General features: G+C 59.8%; 12 protein-coding genes. 9 read left to right on the top strand and 3 right to left on the bottom strand.

The features are described 5' to 3' along the window. Positions 1 to 72: 72 nt before the first annotated feature. Entirely contained in the window at positions 73 to 2,055 is a 1,983-nt protein-coding gene (mnmC, locus tag ACIOVD_RS21760; RefSeq protein ID WP_159997376.1) for a bifunctional tRNA (5-methylaminomethyl-2-thiouridine)(34)-methyltransferase MnmD/FAD-dependent 5-carboxymethylaminomethyl-2-thiouridine(34) oxidoreductase MnmC, read from the bottom strand. Positions 2,056 to 2,194: 139 nt separating this feature from the next. Between mnmC and pap the strand changes: the two genes are divergently transcribed. The 3 genes from pap (at position 2,195) to ACIOVD_RS21745 (ending at position 6,550) form a co-directional block, all read left to right on the top strand. Continuing rightward, positions 2,195 to 3,706: a polyphosphate:AMP phosphotransferase gene (pap, locus tag ACIOVD_RS21755; protein WP_095167995.1), complete on the top strand. Its 1,512-nt coding sequence runs from the start codon at positions 2,195 to 2,197 to the stop codon at positions 3,704 to 3,706. A 580-nt stretch (positions 3,707 to 4,286) separates the two neighbouring features. Further along, positions 4,287 to 5,471 (top strand): thiolase family protein, encoded by a 1,185-nt coding sequence (locus ACIOVD_RS21750; RefSeq protein ID WP_095167997.1) that lies wholly within the window; start codon positions 4,287 to 4,289, stop codon positions 5,469 to 5,471. A 110-nt stretch (positions 5,472 to 5,581) separates the two neighbouring features. Then, entirely contained in the window at positions 5,582 to 6,550 is a 969-nt protein-coding gene (locus ACIOVD_RS21745) for a DMT family transporter (protein ID WP_095167999.1), read from the top strand. 88 nt (positions 6,551 to 6,638) lie between these two features. On the opposite strand, the gene ACIOVD_RS21740 is transcribed toward ACIOVD_RS21745, so the two are convergent. Beyond that, on the bottom strand, positions 6,639 to 8,033 hold the full coding sequence (locus tag ACIOVD_RS21740; RefSeq protein ID WP_095168000.1) for a class II fumarate hydratase: 1,395 nt from the start codon (positions 8,031 to 8,033) through the stop codon (positions 6,639 to 6,641). A gap of 193 nt (positions 8,034 to 8,226) precedes the next feature. Here ACIOVD_RS21740 and ACIOVD_RS21735 point away from each other — a divergent pair, with 193 nt between their 5' ends. The 5 genes from ACIOVD_RS21735 to ACIOVD_RS21715 all read left to right on the top strand — a co-directional run bounded on the left by ACIOVD_RS21735 (position 8,227) and on the right by ACIOVD_RS21715 (position 12,565). Continuing rightward, positions 8,227 to 8,748, top strand: a complete 522-nt coding sequence (locus ACIOVD_RS21735; RefSeq protein WP_159997372.1) for a DUF2059 domain-containing protein — start codon at positions 8,227 to 8,229, stop codon at positions 8,746 to 8,748. Between the two features lie 12 nt (positions 8,749 to 8,760). Beyond that, the gene (locus ACIOVD_RS21730) at positions 8,761 to 9,060 is read left to right on the top strand and encodes a BolA family protein (RefSeq protein WP_401130136.1); all 300 of its coding nucleotides are present in this window, start codon (positions 8,761 to 8,763) and stop codon (positions 9,058 to 9,060) included. Positions 9,061 to 9,174: 114 nt separating this feature from the next. Continuing rightward, entirely contained in the window at positions 9,175 to 10,116 is a 942-nt protein-coding gene (locus ACIOVD_RS21725) for a rhodanese-related sulfurtransferase (protein WP_095168005.1), read from the top strand. 36 nt (positions 10,117 to 10,152) lie between these two features. Next, positions 10,153 to 10,755, top strand: coding sequence for a DsbA family protein (locus ACIOVD_RS21720; protein ID WP_174244628.1), 603 nt, complete (start codon positions 10,153 to 10,155; stop codon positions 10,753 to 10,755). Beyond that, positions 10,748 to 12,565 (top strand): ABC transporter ATP-binding protein, encoded by a 1,818-nt coding sequence (locus ACIOVD_RS21715; RefSeq protein WP_401130134.1) that lies wholly within the window; start codon positions 10,748 to 10,750, stop codon positions 12,563 to 12,565. The genes ACIOVD_RS21720 and ACIOVD_RS21715 overlap by 8 nt, the downstream gene beginning before the upstream one ends. 2 nt (positions 12,566 to 12,567) lie before the next feature. Here the strand turns inward: ACIOVD_RS21715 and ACIOVD_RS21710 are convergent, their stop codons facing one another. Next, positions 12,568 to 17,217 carry a hypothetical protein gene (locus ACIOVD_RS21710; protein WP_401130132.1) on the bottom strand — a complete coding sequence of 1,550 codons (4,650 nt, stop codon included), beginning with the start codon at positions 17,215 to 17,217 and terminating at the stop codon, positions 12,568 to 12,570. 182 nt (positions 17,218 to 17,399) lie between these two features. Here ACIOVD_RS21710 and ACIOVD_RS21705 point away from each other — a divergent pair, with 182 nt between their 5' ends. After that, positions 17,400 to 19,859 carry an EAL domain-containing protein gene (locus ACIOVD_RS21705; RefSeq protein WP_095168010.1) on the top strand — a complete coding sequence of 820 codons (2,460 nt, stop codon included), beginning with the start codon at positions 17,400 to 17,402 and terminating at the stop codon, positions 19,857 to 19,859. The last annotated feature ends 9 nt before the right edge of the window (positions 19,860 to 19,868 follow it).

Raw genomic sequence — 19,868 nt, 5'->3', positions numbered from 1 at the left:
TCAGAAACTGACCTGCTGCGGTGCTGTGAGTTTTAGATCGATCGGTTATAAGCAGAGGTTGCCGGACTGGCCTCAGGCTTTGCCGCGAATCAACTGGCGCAAGGCAAATCGATTCGGGTGGCAGGCTTCAGCCACGCTGCGGGGCAGGGGCAGCGGTTCATTGTCCAGCCAGGCTGCGAGCAGCTCGCCAGACAGCGGAGCGGTGATCAACCCCCGGGAACCATGGCCGCTATTGACGTACAAGCCTTCGAGCCAAGGGCACGGGTGGTCCGGTACTTGCCGGGCGTCCTTGGCCAGTGCGCCATAGGCCTGGGTGAAGGCTTGGCTGTCGGCCAGCGGACCGACAATCGGCAGGTAGTCGGGGCTGGTACAGCGGAAGGCCGCGCGTCCCTGGAGTTGCTCCGGGTCCAGTTCGGATATGTGCAGGCGCTCGACCAGGTCGGGGGAGATGTCCTTGAGCATGTCCAGGTTGCCCAGGTGTTCGGCGGTGGTCGGCGTGAGGTCGTCGCTCTTGAAGTCGAAGCTGGCGCCCAGGGTGTGTTCACCCAGGCGCGCCGGGGCGACGTAACCTTCGGCGCACACGACGGTGCCGAGGCTCTGGCTCTGCGGGGTTTGCGCTAAACGAGTGATTTGCCCGCGAATCCGCTTGAGCGGCAAGTCGGCACTTTGCGCAAACTGTTTGATCTGCGCCGCGCCAGCCAGGATCACCACCGGCGCGCTGGCCAGCAGGGTCTCGCCATCCCAGGCTTGCCAGAGCTGGTCGACCTTGCGCAGTTGCAGTACTTCGCGGTGGGCCAGCAGTTGCACCTGGGGGTGGGCCGCTTGCCAGCGGCACAACGCAGGCGGGTGCACCCAGCCGCCTTCGGGGTAAAACAACCCGCCGTGTTCCAGGGCGATGCCGGCGATGGCCTGTGCCTGGAGGCGATCCAGCGGCTGCAGCAGATCGCTGGCAAACGCCGCCGCCAGCTTGGCCTGGCGCTCGGCTTCCTTGGCATCGAATGCCAGTTGCAAGACCCCGCAATCATCCCAGTCGTGGCCGCGGTGCAAGTGTTCGAGCAGACGCCGGGTATGGCCGAAGCCGCTGACGATCATTTGCGAGAGGGCGGTGCCGTGGGCCGACAACTTCAGGTACAGCACCCCTTGCGGGTTGCCGGAGGCTTCCTGGGCGAGGTCGGCGTGGCGCTCCAGCAGGCTGACCTGCCAGCCACGTGCGGCGAGGCTGGCGGCACTCGCGCAGCCGGCCAGGCCGGCACCGATCACCAGCGCATGGCGTTCGCCCAGGTGCTGTGGCGGCCGGGCAAACCAGGGTTTGACGGCTGCCGGTGCTGGCGTCTCTGCGGGCCAGGCGATGAACGCCCCGCGCAGGATCTCCCATTTGTGGCCGATGCCCGGCGTGCGGCGCATCTTGAAGCCGGCGGCGTTGAGCAAACGACGCACCCAGCCGGTGCTGGTGAAGGTGCTGATGGTCGAGCCGGGAGCGGCCAGGCGCGCCAGTTCGGCGAACAGTTCGGCGGTCCACATCTCGGGATTTTTCGCCGGGGCAAAGCCGTCGAGAAACCAGGCGTCGATCTGCGCGTCCAGTTGTGGCAACTGCTCCAGGGCGTCGCCAATCAGCAGTGTCAGCGTGACGCGGCCATGGTCCAGCACCAGGCGCTGGAAACCCTGGTGGATGGCGACGTACTGCGCCAGCAAGGGCTCGGCGAAGGCCTTGAGTTCCGGCCACAGGGCCAGGGCTCGCTGCAGATCGGCAGGGCTCAGCGGGTATTTTTCAACGCTGATGAAATGCAGGCGCGCACCCGCCACTGCCTGCTGTTCAAACAGTTGCCAGGCACACAGGAAGTTCAGCCCGGTACCGAAGCCGGTCTCGCCAATCACCAGTTTTTCGCCGGCACTCAGGGCGGCAAAACGTTCGCTCAGGCGGTTTTGTTCGATGAATACATAGCGGGTTTCTTCCAGGCCCGATTGGTCGGAGAAATACACGTCATCGAACACCCGCGAGCGCGGGCGGCCTTGGTCGTCCCAGTCGAGCTGGGCGTGGGGCAATACAGGGTTCATGGCGGGCTCAGCATTGGCAAGGCCGACATTCTAGCGGATCAGGGCAACGGCAACTGATCTATGGCAGCTCGGCGCGTATTACCCGCACAAACCGCCGGTCAATCCGCTAGGCTTGGGCCATCTTGGATGGGAGCCACTCATGTTCGAATCTGCCGAAATCGGTCACGCGATCGATAAAGAAACCTATGAGGCCGAAGTACCGGCGCTGCGTGAAGCCTTGCTCGAAGCCCAGTTCGAGTTGCAGCAGCAGGACCGCTTTCCGGTGATCGTGCTGATCAACGGTATCGAAGGCGCCGGCAAGGGCGAGACGGTCAAATTGCTCAACGAGTGGATGGACCCGCGGCTGATCGAAGTGCGCACCTTCGACCAGCAGACCGATGAAGAACTGGCGCGGCCACCGGCCTGGCGCTATTGGCGGATGCTTCCGGCCAAGGGCCGTATGGGGGTGTTCTTCGGTAATTGGTACAGCCAGATGCTGCAAGGTCGGGTTCACGGCTTGTTCAAGGACGCGGTGCTGGACCAGGCCATCAATGGTGCGGAACGCCTGGAGAAAATGCTCTGCAACGAAGGCGCACTGATCTTCAAGTTCTGGTTTCACCTGTCCAAACAGCAAATGAAGGCCCGCCTCAAATCGCTGCAGGACGACCCGCTGCATAGCTGGCGCATCAGCCCGTTGGACTGGCAGCAGTCCCAGACCTACGACAAGTTCGTGAAGTACGGCGAGCGGGTGATCCGCCGCACCAGCCGCGATTACGCGCCATGGCACATTATCGAAGGCGTCGACCCCCATTATCGCAGCCTGGCGGTGGGCAAGATCCTGCTCGCCGGCCTGCAGGCCGCCCTCAAGCGGCCCAACCTCAAGCCGGACAAGGTCAGCGCCGCGCCACTGACCACCAGCGTGGACCAGCGCGGGCTGCTGGATGCCCTGGACATGAGCCAGCACCTGGGCAAGAAAGACTATGAAGAGCAGTTAATTACCGAGCAGGCACGGCTGGCCGGCTTGCTGCGGGACAAACGCATGCGCAAGCACGCGTTGGTCGCGGTGTTCGAGGGCAATGATGCGGCAGGCAAGGGCGGGGCGATCCGCCGGGTGGCTGCGGCGCTCGATCCGCGGCAGTACAGCATCGTGCCGATTGCCGCGCCGACCGAGGAAGAACGTGCGCAACCTTACCTGTGGCGCTTCTGGCGGCACGTTCCGGCGCGGGGCAAGTTCACCATCTTTGACCGCTCCTGGTATGGCCGGGTGTTGGTGGAACGTATCGAAGGCTTCTGTACGCCGGCCGACTGGATGCGCGCCTATGGCGAGATCAACGACTTCGAAGAGCAACTCGATGCCTCCAATGTAATCGTCGTGAAGTTCTGGTTGGCCATCGATAAACAGACCCAGCTGGAGCGTTTCCAGGAGCGCGAACAGATCCCCTTCAAGCGCTTCAAGATCACCGAGGACGATTGGCGTAACCGCGAAAAATGGGACGACTACCGTGGCGCCGTGGGCGATATGGTCGACCGCACCAGCACCGAGGTCGCGCCCTGGACCCTGGTGGAGGCCAACGACAAGCGCTGGGCCCGGGTCAAGGTGCTGCGTACCATCAACCGGGCGCTGGAAGCGGCGTTCGAGAAATCCGACAAGCACGACAAGAAACACAAGTAGGGGTAGGTCTCTGGCAAGTCGTAAGCGTCGTGTCAGGCTCCATTCATGTTGGCTGCGCCGACCTCATCGCGGGCAAGCCCGCTCCCACGGTAATTGTGGGTGCATGCAAATTTTGCAAGCAAGCATGAAACCTGTGGTAGCGGGCTTGCCCGCGATAGCGGTGTGTCAGGCTCCATTCATGTTGGCTGTGCCGGCCTCATCGCGGGCAAGCCCGCTCCCACGGTAATTGTGGGTGCATGCAAATTTTGCAAGCAAGCATGAAACCTGTGGTAGCGGGCTTGCCCGCGATAACGGTGTGTCAGGTTGCATCCATGTTGGCTGCGCCGACCTCATCGCGGGCAAGCCCGCTCCCACGGTAACTTTGGGTGCGTGCAAATTTTGCAAGCAAGCATGAAACCTGTGGGAGCGGGCTTGCCCGCGATAACGGTGTGTCAGGTTGCATCCATGTTGGCTGTGCCGGCCTCATCTCGAGCGAGCACCATGGGTTTGCATACGCGGGATGAATGATTGTCGCGGTCGGCGGGGTGGTGGATCTATTCTCGATTCACTCCCCTGAACGACAACAACAATGAGGTATGCCATGCGTGAAGTAGTGATCGTCGATAGCGTGCGAACCGGCCTGGCCAAGTCTTTCCGTGGCAAGTTCAACCAGACTCGCCCGGATGACATGGCGGCCCATTGCGTCAACGCACTGCTGCAACGAAATGCTATCGACCCGGCCAGCGTCGAGGATTGCATCGTCGGCGCCGGTTCCAACGAAGGTGCCCAGGGCTTCAATATCGGGCGTAACGTGGCCGTGCTCTCGCGCCTGGGCACTGGCACCAGCGGCATGACCCTCAACCGCTTCTGCTCCTCGGGCCTGCAGGCGATTGCCATTGCGGCGAACCAGATCGCTTCGGGTTGCAGCGACATCATTGTCGCCGGTGGCGTCGAGTCCATCAGCCTGACCATGAAAAGCGTCAACACCGACAACCTGATCAACCCGTTGCTCAAGGAGCAGGTGCCGGGTATCTACTTCCCCATGGGCCAGACCGCGGAAATCGTTGCCCGTCGTTATCAGGTCAGCCGCGAAGAGCAGGACCGCTACGCCCTGCAAAGCCAGTTGCGCACTGCCCAGGCGCAGGCCGGCGGATTGTTCGACGATGAAATCGTGCCGATGACGGTGAAGTACAAGGTCGAGGACAAGCACAGCGGCGAGGTGCAGATCCTCGAGGGCATTGTCGATCGTGATGACTGCAACCGTCCCGACACCACTTACGAAAGCCTGGCCGGATTGAAACCAGTGTTCGCCGAGGACGGCTCGGTGACGGCCGGTAACTCGTCGCAACTGTCCGACGGTGCTTCGATGACCCTGGTGATGAGCCTGGAAAAAGCCCTGCAACTGGGCCTTAAACCCAAGGCGTTCTTCCGTGGTTTTACGGTGGCCGGTTGTGAGCCGGATGAAATGGGCATCGGCCCGGTGTTCTCGGTGCCCAAGCTGCTCAAGGCCAAAGGCCTGCAAGTCGCTGATATAGATCTGTGGGAACTCAACGAAGCCTTTGCCTCGCAATGCCTGTACAGCCGTAACCGCCTGGAAATCGACAACGAAAAGTACAACGTCAACGGCGGCTCGATCTCCATCGGCCATCCGTTCGGCATGACTGGCTCACGCCAGGTCGGGCACCTGGTGCGCGAACTGCAGCGCCGCAACCTGCGCTACGGCATCGTGACCATGTGTGTGGGCGGTGGCATGGGCGCCAGCGGGTTGTTCGAAGCGGTGCGTTGAACCGAGCGACCCATACAGTCTTATTAGCGGCTAGTGCGCAACTGTCCCTGTGTGATGCCGGCGTGGAAGCCTAGAATGGGCTTTTCTCGCCGTCTTGCTCTGGGGTTTGCATGCACATTTCGTCCGGTCGCTGGGTCTATGGTCTGTTCCTGGCCCTGCTGACCGCTTTTTTATGGGGCATCCTGCCGATCAAGCTCAAGCAGGTGCTGCTGGTGATGGACCCGGTCACGGTGACCTGGTTTCGCCTGCTGGTTTCCGGTGGGTGCCTGTTTGCCTACCTGGCCGCCACCCGGCGCCTGCCAAGCCGCAAGGCCCTAGGCCCCAAAGGCGGCTGGCTGGTGCTGATGGCGGTGCTCGGGCTGGTGGGGAACTACGTGCTGTACCTCATGGGCCTGAATCTATTGAGCCCCGGCACTGCGCAACTGGTGGTGCAGGTGGGCCCGATCCTGTTGCTGATCGGCAGTGTATTGATATTCAAGGAGCGTTTCAGCCTGGGGCAGGGGATTGGCCTTCTGGTGCTGATGCTCGGCTTCGGGCTGTTTTTCAATCAGCGCCTGAGCGAGTTGCTGACGTCCTTGAGTGACTACACCGCCGGGGTGCTCCTGATTTTGTTGGCTTCCACCGTGTGGACCTTCTATGCGCTGGGGCAAAAACAATTGCTGACGGTGTGGAATTCGCTACAGGTGATGATGGTGATCTACCTGTTTTGCGCCCTGTTGCTCACGCCGTGGGTGCATCCACTGGAGGCGCTGCAGTTGAGCCCGCTGCAAGGCTGGCTGCTACTGGCGTGCTGCCTCAATACCCTGGTTGCCTATGGCGCGTTTGCCGAGGCGCTGGCCCATTGGGAAGCCTCACGGGTCAGTGCAACGCTGGCGATCACCCCGTTGGTGACTTTTGCGGCAGTGGCGTTGGCGGCCTGGTTATGGCCGGAGTATGTACAGGCCGAGCAGATCAATGGCCTGGCGTATGGCGGCGCGTTGCTGGTGGTGCTGGGGTCGGCGCTGGTGGCATTGGGGCCGTCGCTGATTGCCGGGCTCAGGGCACGGCGGATGCGGGCGGCGGTGACGCGGATCAGTTGAAAAATTGCGGCGTACTTTAGAGCATCGCGAGCAGGCTCGCTCACACAGGGATTGTGTATAACCTGCGCAAGCGTGCCAACTGGCTGCTTCAGCCCTGCTTGCCTGCCTCCAGCATGTTTTCCGGGCGCACCCAGGCATCGAACTGCTCGTCTGTCAGGTAGCCCAACTGCAACGCCGCCTCACGCAGGGTTAACCCCTCGCTGTAGGCTTTCTTGGCGATTTCCGCCGACTTGTCATAACCGATGTGCGGGTTCAGCGCGGTCACCAGCATCAAGCCTCGTTCCAGGTGAGCGGCCATTTGCCCGGCATCCGGTTCCAGGCCGGCGATGCAGTGCAACTGGAAGTTGCTGCAGCCGTCGGCGAGCAAGCGGATCGATTGCAACAGGTTGTGGATGATCACAGGCTTGAACACGTTCAACTGCAGGTGACCTTGGCTCGCGGCGAAGCCGATCGCCACGTCGTTCCCTAGCACTTGGCAGGCCAGCATCGACAGGGCTTCGCACTGGGTCGGGTTGACCTTGCCGGGCATGATCGAACTGCCTGGCTCGTTGGCCGGCAGCCTGACCTCGGCGAAACCGGCGCGCGGCCCGGAGCCGAGCAGGCGCAAGTCGTTGGCGAGTTTCATCAGGGTCACGGCGAGGGTTTTCAGGGCGCCGGACAGGGTGGTCAGCGGCTCATGACCGGCTAGCGCGGCGAACTTGTTCGGTGCGGTGACAAACGGCAGGCCGGAGAGGGCGGCGAGCTCCGCGGCAATCGCTTCGCCAAAGCCATGGGGCGAGTTGAGCCCGGTACCGACGGCGGTCCCGCCCTGGGCCAGTTCGCAGACGGCCGGCAAGGCGCTGCGGATGGCTCGCTCGGCGTAGTCGAGCTGGGCAATGAAGGCGGACATCTCCTGGCCGAAGGTGATCGGCGTGGCGTCCATCAGATGGGTGCGCCCGGTCTTCACCAGCTTCATGTGGCGCGCCGCCAGCTCGGCGAGACCACCGGACAGTTCGTTGATCGACGGCAGCAGTTGCTGTTGCACGGCCTGCACCGTGGCGATGTGCATGGCCGTGGGGAAACAGTCGTTGGAGCTCTGCGAGCGATTGACGTGGTCGTTCGGGTGCACCGGCGCCTTGCCGCCACGCGGGTTGCCGGCCAGTTCGTTGGCACGCCCGGCAATCACCTCGTTGACGTTCATGTTGCTCTGGGTGCCGCTGCCGGTTTGCCAGACCACCAGGGGGAACTGCTCATCGTGCTCGCCGTCGAGCACTTCGTCGGCAGCCTGTTCGATCAGCCGGGCAATATCGGCCGGCAGGTCACCATTACGATCATTGACCCGGGCCGCCGCTTTCTTGATCAGCGCCAGGGCGTGCAGCACCGCCAGTGGCATGCGTTCGCTACCAATCGCGAAATTGATCAGCGAGCGTTGGGTCTGCGCGCCCCAGTAGGCGTCATCCGGGACTTCAACCTGGCCAAGGCTGTCGGTTTCAATACGGCTCATGGGTCACATTCCTTCAGGGTTGATAGCGAAGTTTAGGTGCTGAATGTCGCTGGGGGTTCCATCAGTCGATTTTTCTACCGTTCGGTTGCTGCAAATCAGGCCCGGCAAGGGGGAGGGGTTGAGCGCACGCGTTTTTTAGGCGCAGAATGGCTCCCCTTGGGGTTTTACCTCGCCAGCTAGAAAAGGAAACTCGATGACCCGTCTTCGTGCCATCTGTACCGCGGTTGCCCTGGTCTGCGCCAGCGGCCAGGCCTTCGCCGATACCGCCAGCCACAATGCCAGCGCCGAGGCTTTCCTGACCCTGGCGCATGCCGACAAGCTGGGTACCCCGGTGTACATGCAGGTGCAGCAGATGTTTGCCCAGCGCTTTGCCCAGACCAAGGCCCCGGAGTCGAAAAAAGCCCTGCTGGAAACCTACCAGGCCAAGGCTAACGCCGCACTGGACCAGGCCATTGGCTGGAACAAGCTCAAGCCGGACATGGTCAAGCTGTACACCAGCAACTTCAGCGAATCAGAACTCAAGGACCTGGTCGCGTTCTACAAGTCGCCTCTGGGCAAAAAAGTCCTGGAAAAAATGCCTCAACTGACTCAGCAATCGGCGCAGATGACCCAGGCCAAACTGGAAAGCGCGGTACCGGTGGTCAACAAACTGCTGGCCGACATGACCAACGAACTTGATCCAAAAGCCGCGGCAGCCGCCAAGAAAAAGCCCTGACCGGAGCCCGTGATGACCATGCAACAACGTATTGAGACGACGCTGAACGCGTTGCTACCTGTGCACCTGGATGTGCTGGACGAAAGCCACATGCACAGTCGCGGGTTGCAGACCCACTTCAAGGCGGTAGTGGTCAGCGAACAGTTCGCCGGGCTCAACAGCGTCAAACGCCACCAGAAGGTCTACGCCACGCTGGGCGACCTGATGGGTGAGTTTCACGCGTTGGCGCTGCACACCTATACCCCCGAGGAGTGGGCCAAGACGGGCGTCGCGCCTGCCTCGCCGACTTGTGCCGGCGGCAGCAAGCACTGATCGCCTACAGGCCAGCTGATTTTTGTTAGACTACGCAGCGCGCCGCTTATGCCGGCGCGTTTTTTTTCGCATCCGGTTCACCCTTTACGAGGGTAGCCACCTGGAGAAATACCCATGACACAACAGATTGTCGTGGCGGCACTGTATAAGTTCGTCACCCTGGAAGATTACGTCGCACTGCGCGAGCCCCTGCTGCAGGCGATGGTCGACAACGGCATCAAAGGCACCCTGCTGATTGCCGAGGAAGGCATCAACGGCACGGTTTCCGGTAGCCGCGAAGGCATCGACGGCCTGATGGCCTGGCTCAAGAACGACCCGCGCATGGACGATATCGACCACAAGGAATCGTACTGCGACGATCAGCCGTTCTATCGCACCAAGGTCAAGCTCAAGAAAGAAATCGTGACCCTGGGCGTCGAAGGCGTCGACCCGAACAAGAAAGTCGGCACCTATGTCGAGCCGCAGGACTGGAACGCCTTGATCAGCGACCCGCAAGTGCTGTTGATCGATACCCGTAATGACTACGAGGTCTCGATTGGCACTTTTGAAGGGGCGATCGACCCGAAGACCACCAGTTTTCGCGAATTTCCCGACTACATCAAAGCCAACTTCGATCCGGCCAAGCACAAGAAGGTCGCGATGTTCTGCACCGGCGGCATTCGCTGCGAGAAGGCTTCGAGCTATATGCTCAGCCAGGGCTTCGATGAGGTCTTCCACCTCAAGGGCGGAATCCTCAAGTACCTCGAAGAGGTGCCGCAGGAAGAAACCAAATGGCAGGGCGACTGTTTTGTATTCGATAACCGGGTCACCGTTCGCCACGACTTGAGCGAAGGCGACTACGATCAATGTCATGCCTGTCGTACACCCGTCAGCGTAGAAGACCGCGCATCCGAGCACTATGTGGCTGGCATCAGTTGCCCTCATTGCTGGGATAAGCTGAGCGAGAAAACCCGTCGCAGTGCAATCGACCGGCAAAAGCAGATCGAATTGGCCAAGGCGCGCAACCAGCCGCACCCGATTGGTTACAACTACAAGCAATCCAGCACCGAGGCCTGAACCATGACCGCGCGCCTGCTCTATGTAATGGACCCGATGTGTTCCTGGTGCTGGGGGTTCGCTCCGGTGGCCGAGGCATTGGCCTTGCAGGCGCAGGCCGCCGGCGTGGACGTGCACCTGGTGGTCGGCGGTTTGCGCACGGGCAGTGGCGCGGCGCTGGAGCCGACTACCCGACGCTATATTCTTGAACACTGGCAGGCCGTCAACGACGCCACCGGCCAACCATTCAAGCTCGACGGTGCGCTGCCCGAAGGTTTTGTCTACGACACTGAGCCCGCCTGCCGCGCGCTGGTCACGGCCCGCAGCCTGGCACCGGATTGCGCCTGGCAGTTGCTCAAGCTGATCCAGCAGGCTTTTTATGCACAGGGGCGCGATGTGACCCATGCCAGCGTGCTGGTGGAGTTGGCCGAGCAAGCGGGCTTGCCGCGAATCGAATTCGCCGCAGCCTTCGACCGTGCCGACCAGCACGCCGCCACGGCGGCGGATTTCACCTGGGTCCAGGACCTGGGGATTGCCGGCTTCCCGACCTTGTTGGCCGAGCGTAACGGTCAACTGGCCTTGTTGACCAATGGCTACCAACCACTTAGCGAGCTGTCCCCGTTGCTCGGCCGCTGGCTGGAGCGTGCCGCCTGTGTATGACCAGCCTGACGCTGGACAGCCACCGGAGCGAGTCGATCGGCTGAGTTGGGCACACATCCGTCGCCTGGCACTGCGGCATAAAAAAGCCTTGTGGATCGCCAATGGCGTCGCCGTTCTGGCGACTCTGTGCAGCGTGCCGATTCCCTTGCTGTTGCCGTTGCTGGTGGATGAGGTGTTGCTGGGTAATGGCGATGCTGCGCTGAAGGTGATGAACCACGCGCTGCCCCAGGCCTGGCAAAGCGCCGCCGGTTATATCGGCCTGATGCTGCTGATCACCCTGACCCTGCGGTGTGCGGCATTGTTGTTCAACGTGGTGCAGGCTCGGCTGTTTGCCGGTTTGGCCAAAGACATTGTGTATCGCATTCGCCTGCGGCTGATCGAGCGCCTCAAGTGCATTTCCCTGGGCGAGTACGAAAGCCTGGGCAGCGGCACGGTCACCACCCACCTGGTCACCGACCTGGACACGGTCGACAAGTTTGTCGGCGAGACTCTCAGTCGGTTCCTCGTGGCCATGCTCACGCTGGTGGGCACGGCGGCGATCCTGGTCTGGATGCACTGGCAGCTGGCACTGCTGATTCTGCTGTTCAACCCACTGGTGATCTACGCCACGGTGCAGTTGGGCAAGCGGGTCAAGCACCTGAAGAAGCTGGAGAACGACAGCACCTCGCGGTTCACCCAGGCGCTGACCGAGACCCTGGACGCGATTCAGGAAATCCGTGCCGGCAACCGCCAGGGCTTTTTCCTCGGTCGTCTTGGCGCGCGCGCCCGGGACGTGCGCAACTATGCGGTCAACTCGCAGTGGAAAACCGATGCGTCGAGCCGCGCCAGTGGCTTGCTGTTCCAGTTCGGCATCGACATCTTTCGTGCCGCAGCGATGCTCACCGTGTTGTTCTCCGACCTGTCCATCGGGCAGATGCTGGCGGTGTTCAGCTACCTGTGGTTCATGATCGGTCCGGTCGAACAACTGCTGAATCTGCAATACGCCTATTACGCCGCCGGCGGTGCCCTGACGCGGATCAATGAGCTGTTGTCGCGCGCCGACGAGCCGCAGTACCCAGGAGGGATCGATCCGTTCAAGGGACGCGAGACAGTCGGTATCGAAGTGCAAGGCCTGAGTTTCAGCTATGGCGACGAGCCGGTGCTGGACCAGATGAACCTGTCCATTGCGCCCGGAGAAAAAGTCGCCATCGTCGGGGCCAGTGGTGGCGGTAAAAGCACCTTGGTGCAATTGCTCCTGGGGCTTTATACCCCCCAGGGCGGCGAAATCCGTTTTGGCGGTGTCACCCAGTACGACATTGGCCTGGAAACCATCCGCGAGCATGTCGCGGTGGTGCTGCAGCACCCGGCGCTGTTCAACGACAGTATTCGGGCCAACCTGACCATGGGCCGTGAGCGCAGTGACGAAGCCTGCTGGCAGGCCCTGCAGATTGCCCAACTCGACGCCACGGTCAAGGGCTTGCCCCAGGGGCTGGACAGTATTGTCGGGCGTTCCGGTGTGCGTTTGTCCGGTGGTCAGCGCCAACGCCTGGCGATTGCCCGGATGGTGCTCGCCGAACCCAAGGTGGTGATTCTCGACGAAGCCACCTCGGCGCTTGATGCCGCCACCGAGTACAACCTGCACCTGGCGCTGGCGCGGTTTCTCAGTGGGCGGACCACCTTGATCATTGCTCACCGCCTCTCGGCGGTGAAGCAGGCCGACCGGGTGTTGGTGTTCGATAGCGGGCAAGTTGCCGAGGATGGCGACCATCAGCAACTGATCGCGGAGGGTGGTTTGTACGCCAAGCTGTACGGTCATTTGCAACAGTTGTAGGTTTAACTCCACAACACCTGGAGCGCGTTTTCCCCACCGTCGTAGCCGAACTGCTTTATCACGATCGAGCACGACTCGCAGGGGGGCATCGTCGTGGCGATATTGACGGATTTGATCGCCCTGGGGTCGGGGTATTTTTCCCTGATCACGTGAATCAACTTGCTTTCGCTGTCCAGTGACGTCGGTTTTCTCGACTGTGCTGGCTTGTAGGTGCCGATGTCCTTGATGGTCGTCGGTACGGCCAGCAACTTGCCTTCAGCGGTCACATCGAGGGAAGTGAGGGGAAAGTACTGATTCATGTCGATATTGAAGTAGGTCGATTCACCAACCGGAACCGAATCCGCTCCAAGATGCTGTTTGAACAGCGGCAAGTGACCGGTTGCTTGTTGGGCACCAGAAACGCTCACGTAGATTTCCCGTTGCCCACTGCTGGTCAGGACATCGGCGTAGGCAATGTTTCTTGGATTGAAGGGGCGTTGGCGCTTGGGTATCAACTGGTGCAGCTTGTGCATAGTCTGGTTTATTCTCAGCGCGCTGTTCGCGTTACTGGCGTCGATCGTCGGCGACATGAACAGCGTATCGAAAATATTCGCGGTGCTTTGACGCAAGTCCTCCGGAGCGTCCTTGCTCCTGCTCCATGTCGTGGCTCCTTCAGGCAGTCGAGTGACGATCATTCTGGTTGAATGATCGAACATCAGTGCTTCTCCGGGACTGGTGTCGACCTTCAGGAATTTCATGTTGCCTGGAGGGTTAGGGGCCGTTCCGATCGGAATGGCGATCTCGTCCAGGGTTTTCATGGCGAGCTCAAGGGCTTCTTTGCTGTGGATACGTGCGATGTTGTTGGCACTCAATGACCCGGTGTATACCGTTAGCAGTTCCGCACCCAGGGTACCTTCAGCCATGTCAGCCTTGAACAATCGTTTCAATGTCAGCGGTTCACTCAGGCTTTGTCCCGTGGGCAGTGTTGCGACGTAATATTTGTCGGTGTTGATTCGGCTGAACACATAGGTACTCGATTCATCGATGGATGGCACCAGAATGACTCCGATCCGGTGCGGATCCTCGGCGCCCTCGTAAACCCCCTTGACCTCGATACGGCCATAAATACCTTTGCGGAATATCAGGCTGGCCGGCATTTCGCGGCGGGGCACCAGCCACTTCCTGGCAAAGCCAAGTTCGGTGATGTCACCTGTGTAAAGCTTCGGGATGTTGTCGATAATCTGATAAAGATTTCCCTCGTGGGTTACAAACAGGCCGTCATGGCCTGGCCGGCTAACCGCATCGGAAACCCTGTCGCCAAACCACGGCGCGTAACCTTTGGTTTCGTCAAATGAGCCGACTTCCGGTGTCGGGGCGGGCGTCCCTGTCACAAAACTGCTGAGGCATTCGCTGCTGTTGTTTGGCGCACGGCGTGGTCGACAGGGGATTAACGTCAATGCGTTGCTGTCATCGATCATCTCGACGCGACGCAGTTCTTCGCCATCCAGGCGGTAGGGGACGTCGTCGATGAAAGCTGTCGTACGCCCATCGATGTCGAACTGGTAGCGAGCGTGCGCCTGCTCCGGGAGTTCGATGAACACCAGATCGTCGGTTTTTTTCACGGTGCTGTAGCTTGAGCGACCGAGTGAAAGTTCATGATCCTGGAGCGTGAGCCGGGGGCCATAGGGGCGGGTGGACAGCGGGTCGACCAGGTAATGGTGGCCGTCGATCTTGCGCACCGGAACATCTTCGATGCCTTTGACGTTGCCCAGTTGATCGGCATCAATCAACGGTTTCCAGCGTCCCGGTTCAGTTGCCTGGGGTAGGCCGCTGACAAAGTCATAGCTATCGGCCTTGCCGGCGAGCTTTTTCAATTGGAACATCGCCCGCTTTTCGAGATGGGCTACCGCGCGTCCTGCGCTTCTCACACCCCTGCCAGTGAGTCGTAGCAGGTCAAGCGAACCGTCCAGTGGGTTGAAGTTTTTAACGCTCGAAATCACCAGTTTTCTGGACAGGTTTGCCATCCGCGGCAAAGTCGCGCGAATTCCGATTCTGCCGGATCGGGCGGCCAAGCGGATGCTCCCTGCAACGAACTTACCCAAGGGCATCACAAATGACACAATGTCGAGCACCAGGCCGATCACGCCAAGGACTCGATCACCGAACTGGTCCGATTGAAGGTCTTCGAGGCTGCCCCAGAAGGGTATGAAATCCTTGAGATTGTGCAGCCAGTGCTTTGTGTCGAGATCGCGCTCGTATTGTGTGACTCCCCAAGCCTCGCGGCGTGCCTCCTTTTCATCCACATAAAACAGATGTGTAGCAATGAAGGACGCAATTTGCCCGGTGCGCAAGGAGGACCATGTCAGACAGGAAGAGTAGTCGTGATGCGCCGGCGGAGTTGGGCCAGGCGGGAGGGTTTCGCCGAGCGGGTCGAGGATCGCCATGCAGGTAGCGCCAGGTTTCGGCTGGGCTCCGGTTGTGTGGGCATCCTTGTCGAATGGCAAGCGGTGTGTGCGTATGGCGACATAGGCGTCATAGTCTTCCTCCTTGAAGCGGCTGCGGAAAAAAAACTGGGCACGGACACCACCGACATGGGCTGTTGTCACATCGGGGCGCGGTCGTATTACGCCGGCACGGGGCAGGCACTCATAGAAACGCACGGAGTTCCGGTAAGTGGCTTGCAGCACAAACCCCATGCGTGCCCTGAGCGGCAGGGTGTGTTCTGCCGTTTCTTCATCGGCCTTGCGCGTGGTTTCATCGCGAAGGCTGAGAACCTTGACTTCGCCATGCTCCAACGCTTGACGATCGGGCCATGGCAGCGTGACCAACAGGCTTTTGATCAGGTATTGGTAGGTGTTTTTTGTCTTGGCGAGGTAGCTTTTGAACTGCTTGTCGAACAGTGCGTCGATATCAGGCAATGCGCGGTCCCGTGGAAGCAACAGGATAAGGGAAGCAGGGTCGTCAGGATTTGCCCGGCCCCTTGCGAGCTTGCCATCCGGGGTCAATCTGATCCAGAAGCTCGCGGTCTTGCCGTCCCGGCTGATGTACCACTTGCTATCGGAGCTCAAGCCGCCTGAGGCGTAGACTTCGAGCAGCGGCCAGGTTGCCTGCGGCACAACCGGGGTATCCAGGATGCTGCGTTCAACGCGGTTGCCTGACCGATAAAGGTTGCGCATCACACGGATGCTCAAGGGGTCGATCGAAATGTCGTTGGTCAATGCCAGCTTCAGTTGCTGTTCCGCCAGCTTCAACCGTTGTGGTGGCGCGAGGTCGAGTTGGACGATAGTGTCGTTCAACTTCACCATGTGGTCTTCCAGCACTTGCAGGGTTTTCATTTTGTATTCCCGAACGTCGCTGGTTTGTTCGCTCGGTGCCAATGCCTCGGTCGCTTGCGCCCAGGTCAACGCGGCTGGAATTCTCGTCAGCGCGATCAATTGGAGGAGAGCGTCCTGGGCGTTCTCGCTTTTTTTCAACGGTAGATCGACCAGTTGTTGGAAGGTCAGTCGTTGCAGCAGCGTCGGGTCCAGTGCATGAGCGAGATGGACGCCGTGAACGAAATTGACCCAGACGATAGATGTGGCATAGGGCAAGTCGTTGGGAATGTCGCGTACCTGAAATTCAAGTGGCAACCTGACTTGGCTGAGCCTTGCCAGTAGCGCTGTTTCGGTCGGCGTTGTCGCAAGAAGTGAATCCTCCAGGTGTTGCCGGAAGTTCTTTTGAATCTGCGCGTAGCTTTTGCCGTGGTTGCTGCGGTGTTGCAACTCATAGCCGGCAATCTTGTGTGGTGCTCCTGTATGCTGCAGGTCCAGGTCGTACCATAGTCGTAACGCTTCCAGCAGCAGTTTTGCGCCGATGTCTGGAATCGTTTCTTCGTCGGGTTCTTTGCCGTACCAATTGAGCACTTCCAGTAGCCGCCGGGCCGTGTCGCGTGCCTTCGCAGTGTCGAGCAAGCGCTCGAGGCAGGCCGTGGGCTGGGTGGCCAGTTGATGGGGTGTCATGGGGGGCGAGATCTCACTGGCCAGGGCGTCGATGACGGAGCCGCCTTCATCAGTGAGTATTTTGCTGATGACGTTGTGAATCGCAGTGTGATCGTGCGGTTCTATCAACTCGCTGATTTGCAACCCCTGCTCCAGGTTCAATCGGTGAGCGGCGCGTTTTTCCTGCACTTCTTCAATCAGTCGGCTCAGAGACCCCGGGGTTTGTGCGGTTGGCAATGCAAGGCCGTAAAACTTCAGGCACTGCGGTAAGGGCAGCAAGCGGTCAGTGCGTATGTGTCCACCTATACTCACCAGCGCCCGTTGAAAGGCTCGAATCCCGTTGGCGGAATGTGTTACGTCATCGATCGTGTAAAGGGCGACGGAGCCATCGTTGCGGCTCGTTGAGAAAACACACTGATCGGCGATGCCGTTGACTTCGGTCAGTCGTCCTTTCAGGGGCTTGAGATGCTTGGACAACATCGTGTTTGCGGCATCCTCGAAAAGCGCCAGCAGCAGGGCTTGCGCATGATTGTGCTCAATGCCCAGGGGAGAGCCCGCCTGGGGGGGCATGTAAAAACCATTCAAATCGGAAGATGCTGTTTGTACGCTTTTTAAGGCAGTCAATAACACCCCGTATTCGGTCTGTTGGCTGGCATGTCGTTGCAGCGGGGTGAGCGTTGAGGTTGGAAATTGCATGAGATTGCAGCTCTGGAAATGGATGAGAGCTTTCAGTGTCTGGGCTTCGGTCCGTGCGCATGAGGTACATATGTGTTGCACGTTATGGCGTGTCTTGCTTGCCGGGAGTGAGATCGCCTCCTAGGCTAGCTGTAACGATTTCGGCTGCACGTCGATCAAGCAGCGTTAACGCAAGGGACCTCATGAAGCAAAAAAGGACGCTCGGGACACCTCGGCTGCTGGGCATCGTCTGGCCGTTTATTGCCGTCGTCCTATTTCAGGCCCTGCTCGGTGGTGTCAGCCTCTATACGCTGTCGGCGGTTCGCGGCTATGTGGCCGGCGAGAGCCTGTGGTCCAAGAGCCAGAAAGACGCGATCTACTACCTCAATCTCTACGCTGACAACCGCGACGAATCTATCTTTCGAAAATACCAGCAGGCCATGACGGTGCCGGAAGGTGGCCATGAACTGCGGGTTGCACTGGACCGCGAGCCGCCGGACCTGGAGGCGGCCCGACTAGGCATTCTCAAGGGGGGTAATCACCCGGACGACGTACCGAGCCTGATCTGGCTGTACTTGAATTTTCGCCATTTCAGCTATCTGCAAATCGCTATCGATCGTTGGATTGAGGGTGATGCGTATCTGGTCCAGCTGGACACTGTTGCCCGGGACATGCACGAGCGCATCAGCCGCAACCAGGCCACCGAAGCGGACATGGCGCGGTGGAAAGCGCGGATATTTGCCATCAATGAAGGTGTAACCCCCGCCGCCAAGGCCTTCAGCGATGCGCTGGGCGAGGGCTCGCGGGTGATTTTGCGCTGGTTGCTGTACACCAACCTGGCAACCGCGCTCGGTCTGATTGTCCTGGCCTTGCTGCGGACCCACAAACTGCTCGCGCAGCGCCACGCTTTTGCCGATGCCTTGCAGCTGGAAAAAGAGCGCGCGCAAATTACCTTGCAGTCGATTGGTGACGCCGTGATCACCACCGATGTCGAGGGCGCCATTGCTTACATGAACCCGGCGGCCGAAGCACTGACCCACTGGAAGGCTGGACAGGCCGTCGGCCTGCCGCTGGCGGAGTTGTTCAATCTGCTGGATGAGAACGCCCAGGCCGACGGCTTCACCCTGATCGAGCACATTCTCAGCGGTCAGCTCAGTGGCAGCAGCGAACACGCCAAGCTGATCCAGCGTCTGGACGGCAGTACGGTGTCGGTGACCCTGGTCGGGTCGCCGATTCACACGGCCGGCAAGGTCAGTGGCACGGTGCTGGTGTTGCATGACATGACCCAGGAGCGGCAATACATCGCCAACCTTTCCTGGCAGGCGACCCACGACGCCTTGACCGGCCTGGCCAACCGTCGCGAATTCGAATTTCGCCTGGAGCAGGCGCTGCATAACCTGACACGCCAACCTGGGCGACATGCGCTGATGTTCCTCGACCTCGATCAATTCAAGCTGGTCAATGACACCTGTGGACATGCTGCCGGCGATGAGTTGCTGCGACACATCTGTGCCTTGCTGCAGTCTGGATTGCGCGAGGGTGACACCCTGGCTCGGCTGGGGGGGGACGAGTTCGGCATTCTCCTGGAGAACTGCTCGCCGGAGTCCTCGGAGAAAATCGCCGAGACCCTGCGCCAGACCGTGCAAAACCTGCATTTTGTCTGGAAAGGCCGGCCATTCGTGACCACTGTCAGTATCGGCCTGGTGCACGTCGCGCAGAATCCGGCGACCCTGGAAGCCTTGCTGCGGGCCGCGGACATGGCGTGCTACATGGCCAAGGAGAAGGGCCGTAACCGCGTCCAGCTGTACCATGTCGACGATTCCGAGTTGTCGCTGCGCTTTGGCGAAATGGCTTGGGTGCAGCGCTTGCACATGGCCCTTGAAGAAAATCGCTTCTGTTTGTACTCCCAGGAAATCGCCACCTTGGGGCACGTCGATACAGGCGGTGGGCATGTCGAAATTCTTCTACGACTGCATGACGAAGCCGGGCGAATGATATTGCCCAGTTCTTTTATTCCCGCCGCCGAACGTTATGGCTTGATGACTTCCCTGGATCGCTGGGTGGTCGAGAATGTATTCAAGATAATTGCCCAGTGTATGGCCCGACAACATGAAGGGCCGATGGCGATGTGTGCGATTAATCTGTCAGGCATTACTATTGGTGATGATGAATTTTTAATCTTCTTGCGTCAGCAGTTTGTTATTCACGGTATTCCGCCTGAAATGATTTGTTTTGAAATTACTGAAACCAGTGCAATTTCAAATTTATCCAGTGCAATTAAATTTATTAATGAACTCAAAGGCTTGGGTTGCTACTTTTCTCTAGATGATTTTTGTGCCGGAATGTCATCGTTCGCGTATCTGAAACACTTACCTGTAGACTTTCTAAAGATCGACGGAAGTTTCGTCAGGGATATGCTGGACGACCCGATTAACCGCGCAATGGTCGAAGTGATCAACCACATTGGTCATGTCATGGGTAAGCGCACGATTGCCGAATTTGTTGAAACCCCGCAGATCGAGCAGGCCTTGCTGGAAATCGGCGTGGATTATGCGCAGGGTTACAACATTGAACGTCCGCAGTTGTTTACCACTGACAGCCTGCTCTGTCGGCCGAGTCGACCTCGGCCATTGTTGTTCAAGGCGCCCGGTACGTTCCGTTGAAGTTGTCTG

The organism is Pseudomonas sp. NPDC087626, from assembly GCF_044743405.1.
Taxonomy (GTDB): domain Bacteria; phylum Pseudomonadota; class Gammaproteobacteria; order Pseudomonadales; family Pseudomonadaceae; genus Aquipseudomonas.
Note: the sequence above shows the minus strand (reverse complement) of the source record. Positions and strands in the feature narration are given on the sequence as shown.

Bases quoted from the DNA above. Each gene is read 5' to 3' on its own strand.
- mnmC (WP_159997376.1), bottom strand. From the start codon at position 2,055: ATGAACCCTGTATTGCCCCACGCCCAGCTCGACTGGGACGACCAAGGC.
- pap (WP_095167995.1), top strand. From the start codon at position 2,195: ATGTTCGAATCTGCCGAAATCGGTCACGCGATCGATAAAGAAACCTAT.
- ACIOVD_RS21750 (WP_095167997.1), top strand. From the start codon at position 4,287: ATGCGTGAAGTAGTGATCGTCGATAGCGTGCGAACCGGCCTGGCCAAG.
- ACIOVD_RS21745 (WP_095167999.1), top strand. From the start codon at position 5,582: ATGCACATTTCGTCCGGTCGCTGGGTCTATGGTCTGTTCCTGGCCCTG.
- ACIOVD_RS21740 (WP_095168000.1), bottom strand. From the start codon at position 8,033: ATGAGCCGTATTGAAACCGACAGCCTTGGCCAGGTTGAAGTCCCGGAT.
- ACIOVD_RS21735 (WP_159997372.1), top strand. From the start codon at position 8,227: ATGACCCGTCTTCGTGCCATCTGTACCGCGGTTGCCCTGGTCTGCGCC.
- ACIOVD_RS21730 (WP_401130136.1), top strand. From the start codon at position 8,761: ATGACCATGCAACAACGTATTGAGACGACGCTGAACGCGTTGCTACCT.
- ACIOVD_RS21725 (WP_095168005.1), top strand. From the start codon at position 9,175: ATGACACAACAGATTGTCGTGGCGGCACTGTATAAGTTCGTCACCCTG.
- ACIOVD_RS21720 (WP_174244628.1), top strand. From the start codon at position 10,153: ATGTGTTCCTGGTGCTGGGGGTTCGCTCCGGTGGCCGAGGCATTGGCC.
- ACIOVD_RS21710 (WP_401130132.1), bottom strand. From the start codon at position 17,217: ATGCAATTTCCAACCTCAACGCTCACCCCGCTGCAACGACATGCCAGC.
- ACIOVD_RS21705 (WP_095168010.1), top strand. From the start codon at position 17,400: ATGAAGCAAAAAAGGACGCTCGGGACACCTCGGCTGCTGGGCATCGTC.